We start from the raw sequence: 17,774 nt of genomic DNA on the forward strand, positions 1-17,774 counted from the left end.
TATAATAGTAAAATAAAATAAAAACAAGAGAAAAGTACTCAAAACGCGTACTTCACTTTATTGATTTATTATAAAAATAGAGAAAAGAAATAAAGAACGTTCGTAAAGTATTTTTAAACGTTAACGAACGAGAGAGAGCAATTTAGTCTATCTCCTCTACGTTAAGGAATCGACTTATTTTCCTTCTTTTTAATGAACTAACGCACCTGTTAGCCATCCATGCAGCACCTTTTTATCGTAATAGTATCAGTATGTTCATGATTAAGAGATTAATTGTAATTATAATGGATTTTTGCATCAGAACCTTATAAACGGGTTTCTAGTATATAGACATAGAAAAACCCCGAATAAGGGACCTTTTTCGAAGTCTCCATTATTTGGGGTATAGTTCATGAAAGGGTGGTTTTTTATTTAGATACAGGTATGACTGCACCTTTATATTTTTCAGTAATGAAATCTTGTATTTCTTTAGAGTGAAGTACTTCAACTAACGCCTTTACTGTCTCTTTATTTTCATCACCCTTACGTACAGTGATAATGTTTCCATATGGATTATCTTCACCCGATTCAACAGCGATTGGGTCTTTAAGCGGGTCTAGCCCTGCATCTAACGCATAGTTAGCATTAATAACAACCGCATCACCTTCGTTGTTATTATAAATTTGAGGTAATAGGCCACCTTCTATATCTGCATTAAAAGTTAAGTTTTTAGGATTTTCTACAATATCATTAATAGTAGCTTCTGTTTTATTGAGGCCTTCTTTTAGCTTAATAACGCCTTCTTTTTCAAAAATAGATAGAATACGACCTTGTTCAGCTACAGCATTACGCATAATAACTGTACCGTTTTTTGGAAGATCTTTTAAGCTATCATACTTTTTAGAGTAAATACCGATTGGCTCAATATGAATAGCACCCGCATTTACAAAGTCATAGTCTGGATTTTCTTTTAGCACTGATTTAAGATATGGAACGTGTTGGAAATAATTTGCATCAATCTCTTCATCAGCTAACGCTGTGTTCGGTATAATATAATCTTGGAATGTTTTAATTTCTAAATCAATTCCCTTTTCCTTTAATAATGGCTTTGCCTCTTCTAAAATTTCAGCATGAGGAATGTTTGATGCACCCACAAGGATTTTCTTTTCTTTGTCTGAAGAATCTGATCCGCCATTAGATGTACCGCAAGCTGCTAGACCTAATAATAAAGCTGAGGAAACTGCTAAAGTTGATATCCATTTTTTCATAATTCATTTCTCCCTTATTGTCTATCTATTTTTGATGTAAAAAATATATCACCTATAAATTGTATGATAAAAACAATGAATAAAATTAATACAGTTGCTACCAATGTAACATCATTATTATTGCGCTGAAAAACTTTCAAGATATAACAAATTACCTAACCATCTGCACCAATTTCCCAAGCAATAGCTGTATAACCAACTAGAGCAATTGTTGTAACTGTAAGACCTGAAATTAATGGTGGCAGCAGAGCACTTATTATGTTAGTTTGTCCGAAGTTATTATACCGGGTAAAGGAAAGTTTTTTTTTCTCAAAAAAACCTTTCTACACATGAGTAGAAAGGTTGGCTAAACAATCCTTTCTCTCATCTTCCAAAGCACATTGCTTTGCAGGAATTGGCACCATTTCAGTTAATTAACTGACGGTTGCCGGGCTTCACAGGGCACAGTCCCTCCACCTCTCTTGATAAGAGTCAAACATTATATTCAATTAAAAGTAAGATTTTTAAATTCAGGTGAATATGGTATGGGAGTGATCTTATCATGACCAAATGGTAGTGTCAATAAAAAATTGTTTAATTAATTTGAATTGATGGATGATTGCATTAAATGCTTTACTCCGTACCCTTTGCGATTGCTTGCTCCTGCTCCTCAATTAAATCATCGATATGCTCGAATCCAACGTTTAAGCGTATAAGAAAGATTAACTCTAGGGATTGTTCAAAAGGTCCTCCTGAACCCCCATATTAGCGTAAATAAAAAGAATCTATTTTGAAAAAAGATGTTCAAAATGGATTCTTTTCTAGTGATTTAGTATACAGTTATTATAAAATTGATTATTTTTAGTGATCCTTAATCAACTAACGCACCCGTTAGCCATCCATGAATCGCAAAAATCGGCGATTCACCACAAAGAATGAAAATGGTTAGGAAGTATCAATACTGATACTGACCTTAATCCAGTCACCCCTAATCTATAAGCTAATTTATTAACGCTCTCCTCTTTTTTTATACGATTGAGCAGGGTCTTCTTAAGTATTGTCATTTTTCATTTTTAAAGAAACTTATTTTCATGGTAGTTCATTAAGAAAAGCGATTCTTGATTAAACAAGAAGCTCATATTAGCCGGTATTGTGGAGGCAATTAACTTATTCTTGCTGGTAATGTTAAATATCGTAGAAGAGTGAGAATACTTTGGATCAACAATTGTTTGATTAAAGTTATTCGTTAGCTCAAAGAAAGATCTGTGTAAACATCTCTCGATCCTCAACTAACGTCACCTTTTTGAAGAAAAAATGGATTACTCTTCTCTTGCCTATTTATAATGAATAATATTTCAAGAATACCAATAAAAAGCATAATCAGTCATAACTGAAGAATCACCCAACTGATGTAACATAGCTGAAATATTCCCTCTATGATAGGTTCCATGATTCACAACGTGTAAGACCATTTCAGATATACTTGTTTCTCTTAATCCTGCCCATGGATTATCCAACATTATTCTCTTTTCCATATCTTCCTGTCTGTTCAAAAAGGTTTTAAACCGTGATGTTAAAGTGTGAAATTCCGTTTCTAAGTCTTCAATGGGCAGTTTCTCAATCTTTTCTTGAATTTGAAATGAAGATTGCATTGCTTCATTCATACTCTGACCCTCGAGGGTATTAAGCCATCCATATTCCACCAAATAGAGATGAGATAAAACCTTTGAAACAGAAGAAAAGACACTTTTCATTTCCTTTTGATATTTCTCAGGAGAAAGTGTCTTAAGATGATCAATAATCCGTTGATTTGCCCATACATGATAGTTATATAGATTTTCTACATGGTTTGCTATACAATCGCCTCCTTATCATCACGTTTTTTAATATTCTATATGAGAATGAATTATTCCTTTAAATATTATTACTTATCTGATGAGATCTTCAACTAAATGGCCCAATTGTTGAACAAAGGTCAAAGCAATCTTCAACTACCCTGCCCCTTTAGTTCCATAAAGAAAAAGCTATCTTAAAGACGGCTCTGGTCTACAGCTAACGTTAGAACCATCAAATCCTCATCAAAATAGTGCCCATTATACTTTAAGGCATTTCGTTCTGTACCATAGACCTCAAATCCCAAAGACTTATATAGTTTCTTTGCGGAGTCATTATCAGATACAACAGTTAAATTTATTTGTTCCAATCCCTCAGAATTCTTCGCCCTACTTATAAGTTCATTCATTAATGCTTTTCCTAAACCCTGACCTCGATTGCCTGGAGCTATGTACATTCCAAAAACATTCCCTTTATGTCTGGTTTTGAGGTTATTTTCACGTATAAAAGTAACAATTCCAACTAAAGATTTTCTATTATCAAAAGCACCTACAATGTACTTGTCCCTTATTGGTTTTATTCGCTCCTTTACCGTTTCTAATGAAAATCCCACCTCTCTCTCATATGTTGAACCAAATGCTTCTGGGTTAATTTTCAATGCATTCAATCGCACTTCCTGGTATAAATGGGCATCGGCCTCTTTTAAAATACGAATATTCATTAGCTACTCCCTCCGTTTATTTTGCATGAAATTTTGTATAGAAGAGTTTTTCTTAAGTTTGTATAAAGCATTCTATTTATCTCTACTAATATCCTTCTTGAGCCAACCTGTCCCTTTAGTTCCATAAGAAAGAGCTGCCTTAAAGACAACTCTGATTTTCAGCTAACGCACCCTATAGTTTAAGTAGAAACCCTCTCATTCTCTTATGTGTATCATAAAAAAGGATGGAACCAATGCGATCCCATCCTAAAAATCTTTATTGTTTGTGTTGCTTTTCCTCTTGCTGTTTATGCTTCTCTTCCTCTTGTTTATGTTTCTTTTCCTCTTGTTGTTTATGCTTCTCTTCCCCTTGTTTGTGTTGCTTTTCCTCTCGTTGTTTAGGCTTCTCTTTCTCTTGTTTATGTTTTTCATCCTCTTTTTTTTCACCAATATCCAATGGTTTTACTTTATTATTTTTTGTAACTGGTGGAGCTTCTTCAGGATTTGCACCTTTAATGAACAGTTCATTATTCACCCGGTATACATCACTAGGCTGCTTGAAGCTACTTTGGTCTGTTCCAAACGCTTCCAGCATGACCTTAAACATTTGGTGCGAGATTTTAGTTGTATTTCCATCCATATAATTACCTGGACCATTTTTAGTATATCCAGTCCAAACCGCCATAGTGTATTGCGGTGTATAACCAGCGAACCAACTATCATTTACCGAACCGGCTGGATATCCATATTGTGCTCTGGTTTTACTGTCAAAATTGGTTGTGCCAGTTTTTCCAGCCACATCTAGTCCAAGGACATTTGCTGTTTTTCCTGTACCAGATTTTACGACTGTCCGTAACATATCCGTCACCAAATAAGCTGTGTAATCATGCATAACACGTTTTGGCTTTGGAGCTAAATTAACAACTCTGCCATCAGGATAGACAACTTTACGAACAAAATGTGGTGTATTGTATTCACCGTTATTTCCAAAAGCACTATATGCCCCTGCCAACTCTAATGGATTAACCGTATTACTTCCAATCGCATATGATTCGTACACCTTATTATTATTAAAAGTAATACCAAGATTTTCTGCAAAGTTTTGTGCTCTATCCATCCCTACTTCTTGAAGGGTAAGGAGTGCTGGAATATTGTATGACCATTGAAGTGCTGTTCTAATCGACAACATTCCGTGGTATTGATGATCCCAGTTAGAAATAGATTGACCATTTGAGTAGGTTATCTCATGATCATTAATTTGGTGTGCTGTAGACCATTTTGAATTTTCAATAGCCGGACCATAATCAAAGACTGGCTTGAAAGTAGATCCTGGTTGACGTTTAATATCAACCGCAAAGTTGTTGCCTCGAAAGGAAGCTTTATATTGGTTTCGACCGCTTCCAATAGCTCGAACTTCTCCTGTTTTTGTATCTGAAAATACGAAGGCTCCTTGAAAATTGTCATTTGGATAAGAAATAATCGTATCGGTGTTCATTATTTTGTCCGCAAAGGTCTGAGCTTTTGGATCTAGCGTCGTATAAATAGATAATCCATCCGAACTGATATCTACATTTTTCAGCTTTCTTTCAACTTCTTTTACAACAGCGTCCAAAAACGCCTCGTACGGCATTCCTTTCTGTTTCGTTTTTGGAACAAGTCCTGCTGTAACTGGAACCTTCTTTGCATCCTCCAATTGCTGTTTCGTAATATACCCTTGTTTATACATAGCTTCTAAAACAATATTACGACGATTTGTTGCAGCTTTCACATGTTCGGGTTCAGTGGGATCGTAATAACTTGGACTCTGTGGGAGTCCCGCCAGCATTGCGGCCTCCGGAAGCGTTAATTTATTTAGATGATCAGCATCGATTCCGTAGTAATTTTTGGCGGCAGCTGCTACACCATATGCCCCGTCTCCAAGGTAGATCTTATTTAAATACATCATTAAGATTTGATGTTTGGAATACTTTTGCTCAAGCTGATAGGCCAAGGTCCATTCCTGTACCTTTCGCTTTATTGTTTTCTGAGGTGACAAAAAGGAGTTTTTAATGACCTGCTGTGTAATCGTACTTCCGCCTTGAGATCCGAAATCCCCTTTTAGGTTCTTGAAGATTGCTCTCGCAGTTCCTTTTATATCAATGCCATTGTGTTCATAAAAATGTGCATCCTCCGTGGCAATGAAAGCATGTTCCAACATTTTTGGAACTTGAGAATACTCAATTTTTGTCCGCTTTTCTTTACCATATTCGTAAATGAAATTCCCGTTTTTATCGTATAATTTGGTAGAAAGCGGATCGACTAGTTTTGAAGCATCTATTTTAGGTGCATCCTTAATCATTGCTGCAACCGTAACTGCCCCTATTCCACTTGAAACCACAACTAACAGTAAGCACCAAAGTAAAACTTTTTTCAAGAAAGACCTTCTTTTAGGGGAGTTTTCACCCTTTTTTTGATCTTGTTTAGTTCTTTCTACTTGTTTTCGTTCCTGACGAGAACGATACGTTTCTGACATTCATCTTCTCTCCCATATTCAAGTTACTCAACAAAATTCAAGAAAACTATGCAAAGAAATAACCTTTTATTTACTCACTAATCTTGATGATCAGTATGGTATTTAAAACAATGCATTTCATGCAAAACCTGTATATAACGAATTAAGGAAGAATTTATCCTATACTCTCCTTGGTCGGTTTTCGCAATAAAGTAATCACTTCGTACTATCTTATCTAATGCATCTTGTAGAACGTCTTCCTTCTTTACATCTGGCCCTCTTAATATTTTTTCTCGTTTAATATCATCATCCAAGGTATAACAAACAATAAATTTCTTCAAATTAAATCCCCCTTTCAACAACAACTTCTGATTGTCTTAAGTAGGGAAACACGTCTACTTATTTGAAGCGAATAGTCTTAAAATTTATATACTGAATAAGAATGCAATTATCGACCAGCTTTGTCTTTCAAAGAAGTTATATATGAAGCAAATACCCATGTTGATAAAATGATGGATAGCATTCCCACTATTTTTGAAAATGCCTTTGTGTACCATCTATAAATATTTCATAAATACCATAGATACAGCCTAAAAAGATAGATATCAAAGCGTGTATAGAAAATTTCATTTTTTTCAGCCCATTACACAGTCCATTTATATTAATTCGAAAGGAACCTTAGTATTAAGGGGGCAAAAATATTAAATCCTCAATTCCCCCCTCTATATAAAGACCAAATCTGCACTTTAGTCAATAAAAAAACCACCAATTATGGCAGCTGGATCTTCGACTTTTGTTCCCGTTTAAGCACATTCTCTTTTTCTATATATTATGTTCGTTTTACGTAATAACCTGGATAACTTACCTATCTATAAGCCATAAAAAGAATTATCAAGGAGACACACTAAGGATCTTGGTGTTTGTCTGAATCCATTCCTTGAAGCTTTTCAGGGATGGATTTTTTTTTACTTTTCTTAGCTGAATAATATATCTTAAGAGCGACTTAAAAGAGAGCTGGATTTTCACCCCGTCTTATTGCACTAACCTGCCCCAATAGTGCCATAAGAAAAAGGCAGTCTCAGCAACCTGCCTTTTTGTAGAGTTGACACAAACTGTGAAGTAAAGGTGATGGAGAAAGGGTGAAATAAAAATGAAAAAGAAAGAGTATTATATCACTCTTCCTTTATTTTATACTTATCTAACTTTAATGAAATGTCTCTAAGTAAATTGTTTCTTTCCTTTTGAGTTTTGATAAAGCTGCACCATTTAAAACCATTTGGGTGTGGTGGGTTGACTGTTTCATTCATATCAGTTGTATAAAGGGGTATCGCCAACATTTCGGAAATTTTGTACGCTAAGCAAATTCAAACATAAAAAAGTCGAATTCCCTGTACGTTAAGGAACCGACTTTTTTATTTGACTTCTTCAAGTAAAGCACCCGATAGTTTAAGAAGAAATCTTTAAAGTTGGAGGTCTAAATCATTTAAAGTCCCATTCAATATTTATCTGATTTTCTCCGCCAACTCTAAAATAATTCCCTCTGGACCACGAACGTAGCATAACTTATAACTTTCTTCATATTGCTGTATCTCACTAAAGATTTCCGTGCCTTTCTTTTTCAATTTTGCAACAATAGCTTCAATATCTTCAACAGCAAAGCAAATATGTCGGATACCCAGCGTATTTGCCAAAGGTTGCTGAATATCTTTTTCATCTGACGGCGTATAAAATTTGACTAGCTCTATCCATGCCTGACCATCTGGCATCCCCAATCCTACACATGCCGTTTTAACATCATTAAGCCCAACTATTCTGTCCAACTGTTCTCCATCCAATTCCCATTCCGCTTGTACTTCAAGTCCTAAATCAAGAAAAAACGCTTTAGCCTCTGAAAGATCATTTACGTTTATACTCACATGATCTATTCTATTGATCTTCATATCTCATACCTCCTATATTCCTGTTATTTTCAATACCGGTATTCGTGTAAAGTTTGTTTGAAATTCTAATTCGCTTAAAACAGAAAATATCCTTCTTCAACAAACCTCCCTCAATAAAGAAAGAGCTGCCTTTAAAACAGCTCCGATCTTCAGCTAACGCACCCGTTAGTTGATTAAAGAATTTGTTAAAATGACTCCCCAATTGATAGAAAACTCTAACTTTCTTTTTTTGGATACAAGGTATAACTAAAACTTATGATAAAATCAATAACCAAGATCAATGTCCATAATTTTAAAGTATTAAGCAATGCTTGAGTCTGAGAAGGATTATTAATCGAAAAAATCATCACTGCTAAAAGAGCTCCTCCTATTAACCAAGAAACAACATGCCGGAACCAACCTATACGCTCCTGTCTAGCATGCTCCCTTCCGAATTTTTTCTTTTTTATAGGTTTTTCACCATTTCCATATTTATAAGCGAAATGCGCATCCGCCCATTTGATTATTTGATGCCCAAACGCTACACTTACCCCTATATAAATGGCAGAAAGTCCATGTACGGTTGTTGCCATAGCCCCATTTTTTAAATCTAAAACAGTAGCAATGAGTAAAATGATATCGACGATTGGCGTACAAATAAGCAACAATGTACCAAGCTTCTTTTTCTTTAAAATATATCTAGCTAATAATCCTGCTAAAACAAACACCCAAAATCCAATCTCACAGAAAATAATTAACCAACCAATCAATTCAACACCCCTTTATTTAATACAACTGTATTATTATAACAATTATTTCCAAAATAGGTGTGAATTCTTAATGAACTAAACTGCCCCTTTAGTTCCATAAGAAAAAGGCTGCCGTAGGCAACCCATGTTATTTAACTAAAGCACCGATTTATGCTAGTTTAATTTATCTTTTTTTTATCCTTACTGTATACATTAATTTTGTATGAATCATTTTTAACCAATTGTTGCATTTCTTTAGAATTCAATATTCTTTATGACCCTTCTCTATCTGTTCCCCATGTTCAATTGAACTAGTATCCGAACTTGTTAAAGAAGTCCATATATCAATCCTCACCTTAAAAAATAAGGTTCTTGTGAATCTCTACAACATTAGTTAGTTCATAAAAACTAATCCATAGAACGTAGGGAATGATTCTACATTGAAATCATTGTGCTTTTCCAAGTTCATTGCCTTCACCACTTTTGTGCTTATTTCTCTTCTTTATTTTTACGTGATAATAAATATAACAGGCTACCATGAAAGGTATACTACAGTATAGCCCTAGTCTTTGATTTGGAATAAAAATAAGGCTAATTAACACAATTCCGTATGACACGAATCCCAAGATCGGAACGAGTGGATAAAGAGGTGTTCTAAATTTTAAATCATTTACATTTCCACCTTCTGCTATAAACCGTTTTCTAAAAAAGAACTGTGATGCACAAATAGACATCCAAACGACAATGGTAATCACACCAGAAATAGAAATTAGCCATACATAGACCGTTTCTGCAGCCACGACACTAGTAAGAAGTGAGAGGGCCGATATAGATATCGTGATAATCAGTGCATTCAACGGAATACCCCTTGAAGATAATTTACCTACCAAAGATGGGGCCATGTCAGTTTTAGAAAGTGACCAGAGCATTCTTGATGCTGCATACAGTCCTGAATTGGCTACAGAAAGAACAGCTGTAAGGATAACAAAATTCATTATATCTGAAGCATATGGAATTCCAATCATGTCAAATACGGTAACAAACGGACTTTCAACTAATCCGGCCGTTTTCCACGGTATTAGTGCAACAAGGACAAACATCGCCAATACAAAGAAAAACATGGTACGCCAAATGATATTTCTAATGGATCGAGGGAGTGTCTTATCTGGATTTTCACTTTCTCCTGCAGCGATTCCAATGAGCTCAGTTCCCTGGAAAGAATAGTTCACAGTAACCATTGTTAAAAATATGGCGAGAATACCATTTGGGAAGAGACCACCGTCACCAGTAAAATTCGAGAAAAATGGAGCAGATTCATCACCTTTTAGGTTAAGGAAGCCAAACATGGCTGCACCACCAAGGATAATAAAGAGAACAATAGCTGTCACTTTAATGCTAGAAAACCAAAATTCTGTTTCTGCAAAACTACGAGTAGACAACGCATTCAGTGAGAATACGAGAATACCGAATACCAAACACCAAATCCAAACAGGCACTTCCGGAAACCAACGCTGCATAAGAATACCTGCAGATGTAAATTCTAATCCAATCGTATTCGCCCAACTTAACCAGTAAAGCCAGCCAATCGTAAATCCGGTTGAAGGACTAATATATTTCGTAGCATATGCTTGAAAAGATCCTGAATTTGGCATAGCTACTGTTAATTCACCGAGACAAAGCATAACTAAATACATAAGAATCCCACCTAGTACATAAGCAAGAACGGCTCCTCCGGGTCCTGCCTGACTAATTGTAAATCCTGATCCGAGAAATAATCCAGTTCCTATTACACCACCAAGTGCAATCATGAACAAATGTCTACTTTTCATCGTGCGCTTTAATTCATCGTTCCCCTTATGCATCCCCATTTTTTACCACTCCTTCTTGATGATTAATACATCGAAATCATTGCAAATATTAGGATAACTCAAACTTTTTCATGAGCTGGACCGTTTTTTATCTAATTAGTAATCGAGTAATAGTAACTGAAAGCATGTCTCTTAAAATATTAAATGCATTGTCGATATCTAGTCGTTCTGTCCATTTATGGGCATCCCTACCTATAGGCCCGAGGTTTAGCACAGGGATGTTTAGTTCCTCTAGTACATTTAAAGGAATGCTATATCCTTTACCCCAAAGAGGCATATTGGAAGTCAGGCATCCTAAGCTTGAGGTGGGTGTCTGTAAACCTGTGTAGCTTAAGTCAGATACACCTGCAAAGTAATTTTGTTTTTTAAGCTCTATATTATACTTATCTTTAGCATAACCCATCATTTCTTGGACTACCCACTGAATACGCGGGTGTTTTCGAGAGCTTACCGATGGATAATAAGGAGGCGCAAAAAACATAACAATCATTGGTGAAAGTTCTTTACATAAAATAGTGAACTCATCCACCAAATGAATAGACACATCGCGATCATCCTTGTTACCTCGATTGTTTATCACGTTTGCCTGAATACGCTCTACTTCTTCTTTACCATAGGTTTTTAAAGCGTACTGTAGTAATTCATCAAAGTTTAACACTTTTACATTTATTTCTTTTGCGATAGAATCTTCGAGTGTAGAAAAGCGAATGGCCTTTTTTCGATAGCCTTGTTCAATGCTTCTTGCCACTTTTTCTGCGCTTAGTCTCAGCTGGTTCACTATTGTATCCATCGACTGTTCCATCATAAACATATTAAACAGGGTCACAGCTCGATGGGGGATTTGTACATTGTATTCCTTTTTTAGATCCTTCTGCATGAGATTAGTAGGAGGGGGCGTGACTTCCCTTTCAACTGCTTCACAGAATTCTGTATTTAACTCTAACTCACATGTCAATTGAGAAGCCATATAATTGGCGTTTAAGCCCGAAAAAGGCTCACCAACGTGGGTTTCCTTCCCATAACAGAGGAATCCAGGTAAAACCTTTCCTATAGAACCTGAATAGATATACTTATTCTCATCCCCAGGATATCTTGAAAACATAGGCTCTGAATTTAAACACGCTATATATTCAAGATCATGCTGCTTTGACAGCTCTGATAAGATAGGTGCAGCATTCCGCATGCCAACGGAATTCACTTCTTCATCACAAACACTTAAAAGAAGTAGATTTCCATCAAATGCATCCGTACATGCTTCTTCGATAAGGGACATATGAAGCGCTAGTCCACACTTCATATCCATCGTTCCCCTACCAAATAGCCAATTTCCTTGTTCTAAATCTTTTTGAACATTTTCAGGCATGCTGTGCTTGTTTTTATAAAATAATGAAGTTAGTTTTTTCGGGTTAAAGGCAAATTCCTTCCAATTACCATAATCCTCTACTCCAACGACATCAAAATGACTTACGAGGATAATTGTCTTTTTTTCGTTCGCTCCCTTTTTTACGAGAGCCGTAACAAATTTCCGATTGTCTTCTGTCTGATGCAGAGTTAAGTACTCTGCATTTTGTTGAAAATAAGGAAGCTCACGTAGCTTTTTTTCAACATACTCGGCGACGGTAATCTCAGCATTGCTATGGGTTACACTAGGAATTTGGACGAGTTCACACAGTAGGTCCAATAATTGATTTTTCATTTGCCATCTACCTTCTAGTGTTGTGGTTTTCTGTTGAAGTATTTTCATTTGATATCTCCATTCAGTTTTTTATTAGAAAATAAAGATTGTTTTTGTACTTGTATACAATCAATCTCGCGATTGTGCCTAATATGTAAAATTAGAAGGCTCAATCAAAGGATAAGGGTGATTAAGTAAAGAATGTATTCTTGCTTTACAAATACTAGATAGCTACTATATGTTGTACGTATTTCTAATCTTCAGAAAAACATCTTTATTTTTTTGGAGTAGTACCAAATCTCCTAGATACATTTTTTATATGATTCGTCATGCATTCAGCAGCTTCTTCCGGGTCTCTTCTTTCAAATGCCTCTATAATTTGCAGATGTTCTTTTAATGCTTCTGATGAGCTCGATTGTATTGTATTCGTTAGAATGACATACCTTTGTAGCTGGGTGCAAAGAGAGCTTACGAATTCTTTCAATTTGTTGTTATTTGTGAACTCAGAAAGATAGCAATGAAATTGGGTGTCTAAACTAATGAAATGGCTAAAATCTTTTTCCTCTATGCTTTGGCGCTGCTGCTCACAAAGATCTTTTAAAAATAATAATTGCTCACTATCCATGCTTACACAGGCAAGCTGAGCAGCAAGAGGTTCAAGTGATTCTCTTAGAACTTGGTATTCTTGTACTTCCCCGACGGAAATCGTACGAACCCGTGTATGCTTTGAAGTTTCCATTTCAACTAGCCCTTCAAATTCTAGCTTTTTTAGCGCTGTACGGATAGGAGTTCGACTTATCCCCAATTGTTCGGCAATTTGCTCTTCTACTAAGTATTCCAAAGGCTTTATTTCATTATTTATAATTGCAGTTTTAAGCATATTATACGCTTGATCAGATAACGAACCTGCAGACTTTAATTTTCGCATAATAAACTCCCTTTAAAAGTAATCGCTGTAGAATCTATACATTGTATACAATACAATGTATCTAAATTATAAGCAATGAAATTAAGGTTGTAAATATGTTAAAACTGATGAAAAGTACTAATGATTACGTTTGAGTCAAGAAGAATACATGGAAACCGGATCTCTTCTCCAAGCATAGACTGCACTAATTGATCTTTTGTCCCTCACTTATCATTAACAATTATCATAAGTAGTACTCCTTTTTTCTTCTTTTCATTCAAGAAATTTTTTCCTCATTCATCATATTTATCGAACTCCGTGTCACAATACTAACTAGTGTCATGGAGATAATATTTATTAAGAATGCTATTACTCCAACATTTAGATCTTGTATGACTGGTGACATAGTAGGGAAAAGTGTAGCCATTGTTGTATGTGTTAAAGTTGTATAAATACTGATTCCCACCCCAAAACAAATTCCTACAATGGCACCTTGTTTCGTTATAAAATTATTTTTAAATAAACTAGCCAAGAAAGATGGGAATAACTGTGTAACGAGACTATAACCTGCAAGGAAAAATACATTTAGGGAACTGTTGTCTCCAAGGGCATAGACTAAGCAAATTAATGAAATAACAGGGACCAAATATTTAGCCATTTTGTTCTTACGTTCTTCCCTTGCATTTCTCACAATTAAGGGATAGATATTTTTTGCCAATGTAGTTGAGATATTCATTAACAAAAGGGAACCTAACACAAGAGTCGATAATAATCCCACTCCTCCAATAATACCTATGAACCAAGGATCAAAAGTTTTAGTAGATAGACGAAGGAGGGCTAGATCGCCATCTGCACCTTGTAATCCAGGAACCTGAAGAATAGCAGTAAATCCAACCAAATAAACGAAAACAAACATCAAGGTATACAAAGGCATTATGATTGAATTTTTCCGAAGGGCTTTTGGACCTTTTGCCGAAAATGACGCAGTGAAAATATAAGGCCACATGTAAAAACCTAAACCAGTTAACAAGGTAGTTGAAATAAACCAACTTATGCTCAGTCCGTGCTCAGGTAGTATGACAAAATTAGGTCTTTGTGTATTAAGGGCTTCAAACATCGGTTGAATCCCACCATAATAGTGAAAGGGCAAGTAAACGCCTAGAAAGAGTAACACTACAAAAATTAGTATATCTTTTACAGCTGCTGTCCATGCCGATCCGTGAATACCTGATACTAAAACGTATACAGTTAGGGCTATGACAGAAACGCATATGGCCAATGTAGGTGATATAAGTCCAAATGAAGTTTCTGATACGATGATGCCTAACCCTTTAAATTGAATAATCAGCATCGCAAACATAGCTAGGGATCCAACGAGAGACACAAGCGCTCCCAGTATAGGGCTCTGATATTTATAAGCAAAAAACTCAGATTGTGAAACTAATTTATGCTTATTGGCATACCGCCAAAGAGGAGGAAGAAGCCAATAGGAAATAACATAAGCAAGAGCTGTATAAGCCAAGAAATAATAGATTGGTCCACCTTTTGAATACGCCCATCCACTAGCACCAAGCAGGGTAAAAGTTGAATAGGCTTCACCAGCCATTAATAAGAAAACAAACACTGTCCCAAACTCTCTTCCACCAACAGCCCATTGCTCCATATTCATGTCTTTACCTTTTTTCGCTCTTATACTAAGTAGCATTGCGCCGATAAAGAAAAATAAAATGATGAACATAGGAATATACATTACGCATCTTCCTCCTTATTAATAGGATCTAGCTTGTATATTACAGCCATCACTGCAGAACTCAACACTATCCAAAGTACAATCCAAAAAAGTAAGAATGGCATTCCCAGTATATAAGGTGTTACTCGATTAAAGAAAATAGCACCACCGAGCATCCCAATGAAAGGAATAAGAACCAAATAATAGATTGGTTTCAATTTGAGCCCTCCGTTGTCTGAATTTTATTATATATCTCACCGATATTTAACATTCAAAATAACTAACAGTTATTCTAAACGCAGGTTACAGTTTGACTTTTCACAAATTCCTCAATACGATTTAACCCTTTTTCCAAAACCTCCATAGAGTAGGCATAGGAAATTCTAATATAACCTTCTCCAAATATTGAAAAGGAATCACCAGGGACAACAGCCACCCCTTGAGTTTCCAATAACCTTATAGCAAACTCATAAGATTTCATTCCCGTTTTTTTTATAGAAGGAAATAGGTAGAATGCCCCTTCGGGTTTTACTATTTCCATCCCCATTGAAACCAGACGATTAAATGCATAATCTCTCCGTTTTCCATATTCTTCCATCATCTCTAATGGATCATCAATGCCGGTAGTTAAAGCCGTAATGGCTGCTTTCTGACTAATTGAACTGGCACAAACACTGTTATATGCATGCACTTTTAACATTTCATTGGACAAATAGGAAGGTGCAAAGGTAAATCCTATTCTCCAGCCAGTCATAGAGTGTGATTTAGCCAGACCATTTATAATTATCGTTTTCTCTTTCATTCCGGGAAGCGCAGCAATGGAAATATGGTGACTGTCGAAAGTGAGTTCACTGTAGATTTCATCAGAAATGATAAAAATTTGTTTGTCTCTAAGTAAATTAGCAATTTCTATCAGTTCATCTTTCTTTAATATGGTTCCCATTGGGTTAGATGGGTACGAAAGTACAATACACCGAGTCTTTTCTGTTATTCTGCAGCGAATCATATTAGCATTGATTTTAAAATTATTTGAGCTAGTATCCACAAATACTGGAATGGCACCACAAAGTTTTATTAATGGTTCATAACCAGGATAAATGGGTCCAGGTAGAATCACTTCACTGCCCTCATCTAAGATGGTACGAAAAGCAATATCAATTCCTTCACTTGCTCCATTGGTAACAATAATTTCATCTAAAGGATTATAAGAGAGTTGATATTTTTTATTTATGTAGCTACTTGCCGCCTTCCTGAGCTCTAGGAACCCTGAATTATGGGAATAAGATGTATAATTTTCATCAATGGCAAATTTTCCAGAATCTTTAATATGTTTAGGAGTAAAAAAATCTGGCTGTCCTACAGTTAAATCTACGACGTCTTTATATTCTTGTACCTTATAGGAAAATGTACGTATCCCAGTCATTTCAATTTCCTTTACACGCTTGTTTATAAATTCTATCATCCAATTTACCCCTTTATACTTGTACTCTAAAAATCCTAAAACTGCAATCAAGTTTGACGATATTTTACCTAAGATGTTTAATGGAGACTCACTTAATAGAAAATATTTTAGATATATCACCTCCCTTAGGGATATTGAAAATTTAAAAGACTTTAACAAAATAAAACAGTAAAGTGTACGATTTATGCTTTCCTTTACATTTTAATTTTTATCCTTGATTGTATTTGTATACAATTAAAGATAAAAATTAAATGTGATACTAAGTATATTAAATCATGTTTATATTGTATTTGTATTTGTATACAATCAATAATAAAATTAAATATGATACTTAGTATATTTAACTGAGTTTGTCTTCTATGATGTAAGAATTCTTAACAAGGTTTATTGTTAACGCTTACTTCACGTTTTATTTTAGCATTCTTTTGATAAAAAGTGAATAATCTATCTGAAAAATCAAAATGGTTCTAGCCGATACGAACTTGTTCAACTATGCGATAGCATTCCTGTAGGGCGCTAATTTTAACTTTGAAAAAATTAGAGCCCCTCGGTAAGATTAAAGTATAGTCACCACTCTAAAAACTCATCTTTAGGAGGAAGCTCTTCTAAAATTTTTAAAAAAGCTGCCTTAAAGACAGCTCTGATTTTCAGCTAACGCACCCGTTAGTTCATTAAGGAATGATTCAATATTCAACTATATTTAGCCATTGACCATCAGGACCAATGGTTATGTGAGGGATTTTATTTGATTCAAATATGTTGTAAATATCAATGTTTTTCTTGTTTAAGATATTTAAATTTTGAGATACATCAACCTCTGAAAACACTAACAAATCCATTGTTGTAGACCGTAAGTAAAATTCGTATATATATTGTTTCTTACTATCCTTTACATATCCTAAAAACCCTATTGTTTTTGGAAAAATGCGTGTTAGAGGGAACGGAAGTTTATTAATTATAATAAAATCATTTGAAAGTTCGTTAAATAGTTCTTCTTCCCATTCAGGAATAACGGCATAGATATAACAGTCTTGCTTATAAATGCCATTGATTATATCAACAAACTCCTGTTCATCTATTTCTTCGTCAAGCAATATTTCCCTTACCTTCGGAACACTTTTCAACCAAAACACCCCTTTGTCTAGATTATACAATTTGACTTGGGTGTTTTCCTTCTTCAACTAAACTGCCCCGTTAGTGCCATAAGAAAAAAGC

The 17,774-nt window shown here is 35.2% G+C and carries 14 protein-coding genes, 1 pseudogene and 1 riboswitch; all 15 genes and pseudogenes read right to left on the reverse strand.

Annotated elements, in window-relative coordinates; genetic code table 11:
- Positions 1–407: 407 nt before the first annotated feature.
- Positions 408–1,247 carry a MetQ/NlpA family ABC transporter substrate-binding protein gene (locus tag ACFX4I_RS22455; RefSeq protein ID WP_214796060.1) on the reverse strand — a complete coding sequence of 280 codons (840 nt, stop codon included), beginning with the start codon at positions 1,245–1,247 and terminating at the stop codon, positions 408–410.
- Positions 1,248–1,261: 14 nt separating this feature from the next.
- Positions 1,262–1,492 (reverse strand): annotated as a pseudogene (locus ACFX4I_RS22460) (ABC transporter permease); the annotation flags it as partial.
- Between the two features lie 115 nt (positions 1,493–1,607).
- Positions 1,608–1,718, reverse strand: a riboswitch (SAM riboswitch).
- An 863-nt stretch (positions 1,719–2,581) separates the two neighbouring features.
- A complete protein-coding gene (locus ACFX4I_RS22465; RefSeq protein WP_057219622.1) occupies positions 2,582–3,082 on the reverse strand; it encodes a DinB family protein in 501 nt (166 codons plus the stop codon).
- A 173-nt stretch (positions 3,083–3,255) separates the two neighbouring features.
- Complete coding sequence (locus ACFX4I_RS22470) at positions 3,256–3,780, reverse strand: GNAT family N-acetyltransferase (protein ID WP_377423102.1); 525 nt, start codon at positions 3,778–3,780, stop codon at positions 3,256–3,258.
- Between the two features lie 256 nt (positions 3,781–4,036).
- Positions 4,037–6,271 carry a transglycosylase domain-containing protein gene (locus tag ACFX4I_RS22475; protein ID WP_377423104.1) on the reverse strand — a complete coding sequence of 745 codons (2,235 nt, stop codon included), beginning with the start codon at positions 6,269–6,271 and terminating at the stop codon, positions 4,037–4,039.
- Between the two features lie 77 nt (positions 6,272–6,348).
- Complete coding sequence (locus tag ACFX4I_RS22480) at positions 6,349–6,591, reverse strand: hypothetical protein (protein WP_377423106.1); 243 nt, start codon at positions 6,589–6,591, stop codon at positions 6,349–6,351.
- A gap of 1,161 nt (positions 6,592–7,752) precedes the next feature.
- Positions 7,753–8,190 (reverse strand): VOC family protein, encoded by a 438-nt coding sequence (locus tag ACFX4I_RS22485; protein WP_061461207.1) that lies wholly within the window; start codon positions 8,188–8,190, stop codon positions 7,753–7,755.
- Positions 8,191–8,405: 215 nt separating this feature from the next.
- Complete coding sequence (locus ACFX4I_RS22490) at positions 8,406–8,939, reverse strand: hypothetical protein (protein WP_377423107.1); 534 nt, start codon at positions 8,937–8,939, stop codon at positions 8,406–8,408.
- A gap of 425 nt (positions 8,940–9,364) precedes the next feature.
- A complete protein-coding gene (locus tag ACFX4I_RS22495; RefSeq protein WP_377423110.1) occupies positions 9,365–10,786 on the reverse strand; it encodes an amino acid permease in 1,422 nt (473 codons plus the stop codon).
- Positions 10,787–10,874: 88 nt separating this feature from the next.
- Complete coding sequence (locus ACFX4I_RS22500) at positions 10,875–12,530, reverse strand: M20/M25/M40 family metallo-hydrolase (RefSeq protein ID WP_377423112.1); 1,656 nt, start codon at positions 12,528–12,530, stop codon at positions 10,875–10,877.
- Between the two features lie 205 nt (positions 12,531–12,735).
- A complete protein-coding gene (locus tag ACFX4I_RS22505) occupies positions 12,736–13,389 on the reverse strand; it encodes a GntR family transcriptional regulator (protein WP_377423114.1) in 654 nt (217 codons plus the stop codon).
- Between the two features lie 256 nt (positions 13,390–13,645).
- Complete coding sequence (locus ACFX4I_RS22510) at positions 13,646–15,118, reverse strand: sodium:solute symporter family protein (protein WP_377423116.1); 1,473 nt, start codon at positions 15,116–15,118, stop codon at positions 13,646–13,648.
- Positions 15,118–15,315, reverse strand: coding sequence for a DUF3311 domain-containing protein (locus tag ACFX4I_RS22515; RefSeq protein ID WP_377423119.1), 198 nt, complete (start codon positions 15,313–15,315; stop codon positions 15,118–15,120). The genes ACFX4I_RS22510 and ACFX4I_RS22515 overlap by 1 nt, the downstream gene beginning before the upstream one ends.
- Positions 15,316–15,389: 74 nt before the next feature.
- The gene (locus tag ACFX4I_RS22520; protein WP_377423121.1) at positions 15,390–16,559 is read right to left on the reverse strand and encodes an aminotransferase A; all 1,170 of its coding nucleotides are present in this window, start codon (positions 16,557–16,559) and stop codon (positions 15,390–15,392) included.
- Positions 16,560–17,242: 683 nt separating this feature from the next.
- Positions 17,243–17,683: a hypothetical protein gene (locus ACFX4I_RS22525; RefSeq protein ID WP_377423124.1), complete on the reverse strand. Its 441-nt coding sequence runs from the start codon at positions 17,681–17,683 to the stop codon at positions 17,243–17,245.
- Between the last annotated feature and the right edge of the window lie 91 nt (positions 17,684–17,774).

It is taken from the genome of Peribacillus sp. YIM B13472 (assembly GCF_042788005.1).
In the GTDB taxonomy this organism is placed as follows: Bacteria; Bacillota; Bacilli; order Bacillales; family DSM-1321; genus Peribacillus; species Peribacillus simplex_E.

Bases quoted from the DNA above. Each gene is read 5' to 3' on its own strand.
- ACFX4I_RS22455 (WP_214796060.1), bottom strand. From the start codon at position 1,247: ATGAAAAAATGGATATCAACTTTAGCAGTTTCCTCAGCTTTATTATTA.
- ACFX4I_RS22470 (WP_377423102.1), bottom strand. From the start codon at position 3,780: ATGAATATTCGTATTTTAAAAGAGGCCGATGCCCATTTATACCAGGAA.
- ACFX4I_RS22475 (WP_377423104.1), bottom strand. From the start codon at position 6,271: ATGTCAGAAACGTATCGTTCTCGTCAGGAACGAAAACAAGTAGAAAGA.
- ACFX4I_RS22485 (WP_061461207.1), bottom strand. From the start codon at position 8,190: ATGAAGATCAATAGAATAGATCATGTGAGTATAAACGTAAATGATCTT.
- ACFX4I_RS22495 (WP_377423110.1), bottom strand. From the start codon at position 10,786: ATGGGGATGCATAAGGGGAACGATGAATTAAAGCGCACGATGAAAAGT.
- ACFX4I_RS22500 (WP_377423112.1), bottom strand. From the start codon at position 12,530: ATGAAAATACTTCAACAGAAAACCACAACACTAGAAGGTAGATGGCAA.
- ACFX4I_RS22505 (WP_377423114.1), bottom strand. From the start codon at position 13,389: ATGCGAAAATTAAAGTCTGCAGGTTCGTTATCTGATCAAGCGTATAAT.
- ACFX4I_RS22510 (WP_377423116.1), bottom strand. From the start codon at position 15,118: ATGTATATTCCTATGTTCATCATTTTATTTTTCTTTATCGGCGCAATG.
- ACFX4I_RS22520 (WP_377423121.1), bottom strand. From the start codon at position 16,559: ATGATAGAATTTATAAACAAGCGTGTAAAGGAAATTGAAATGACTGGG.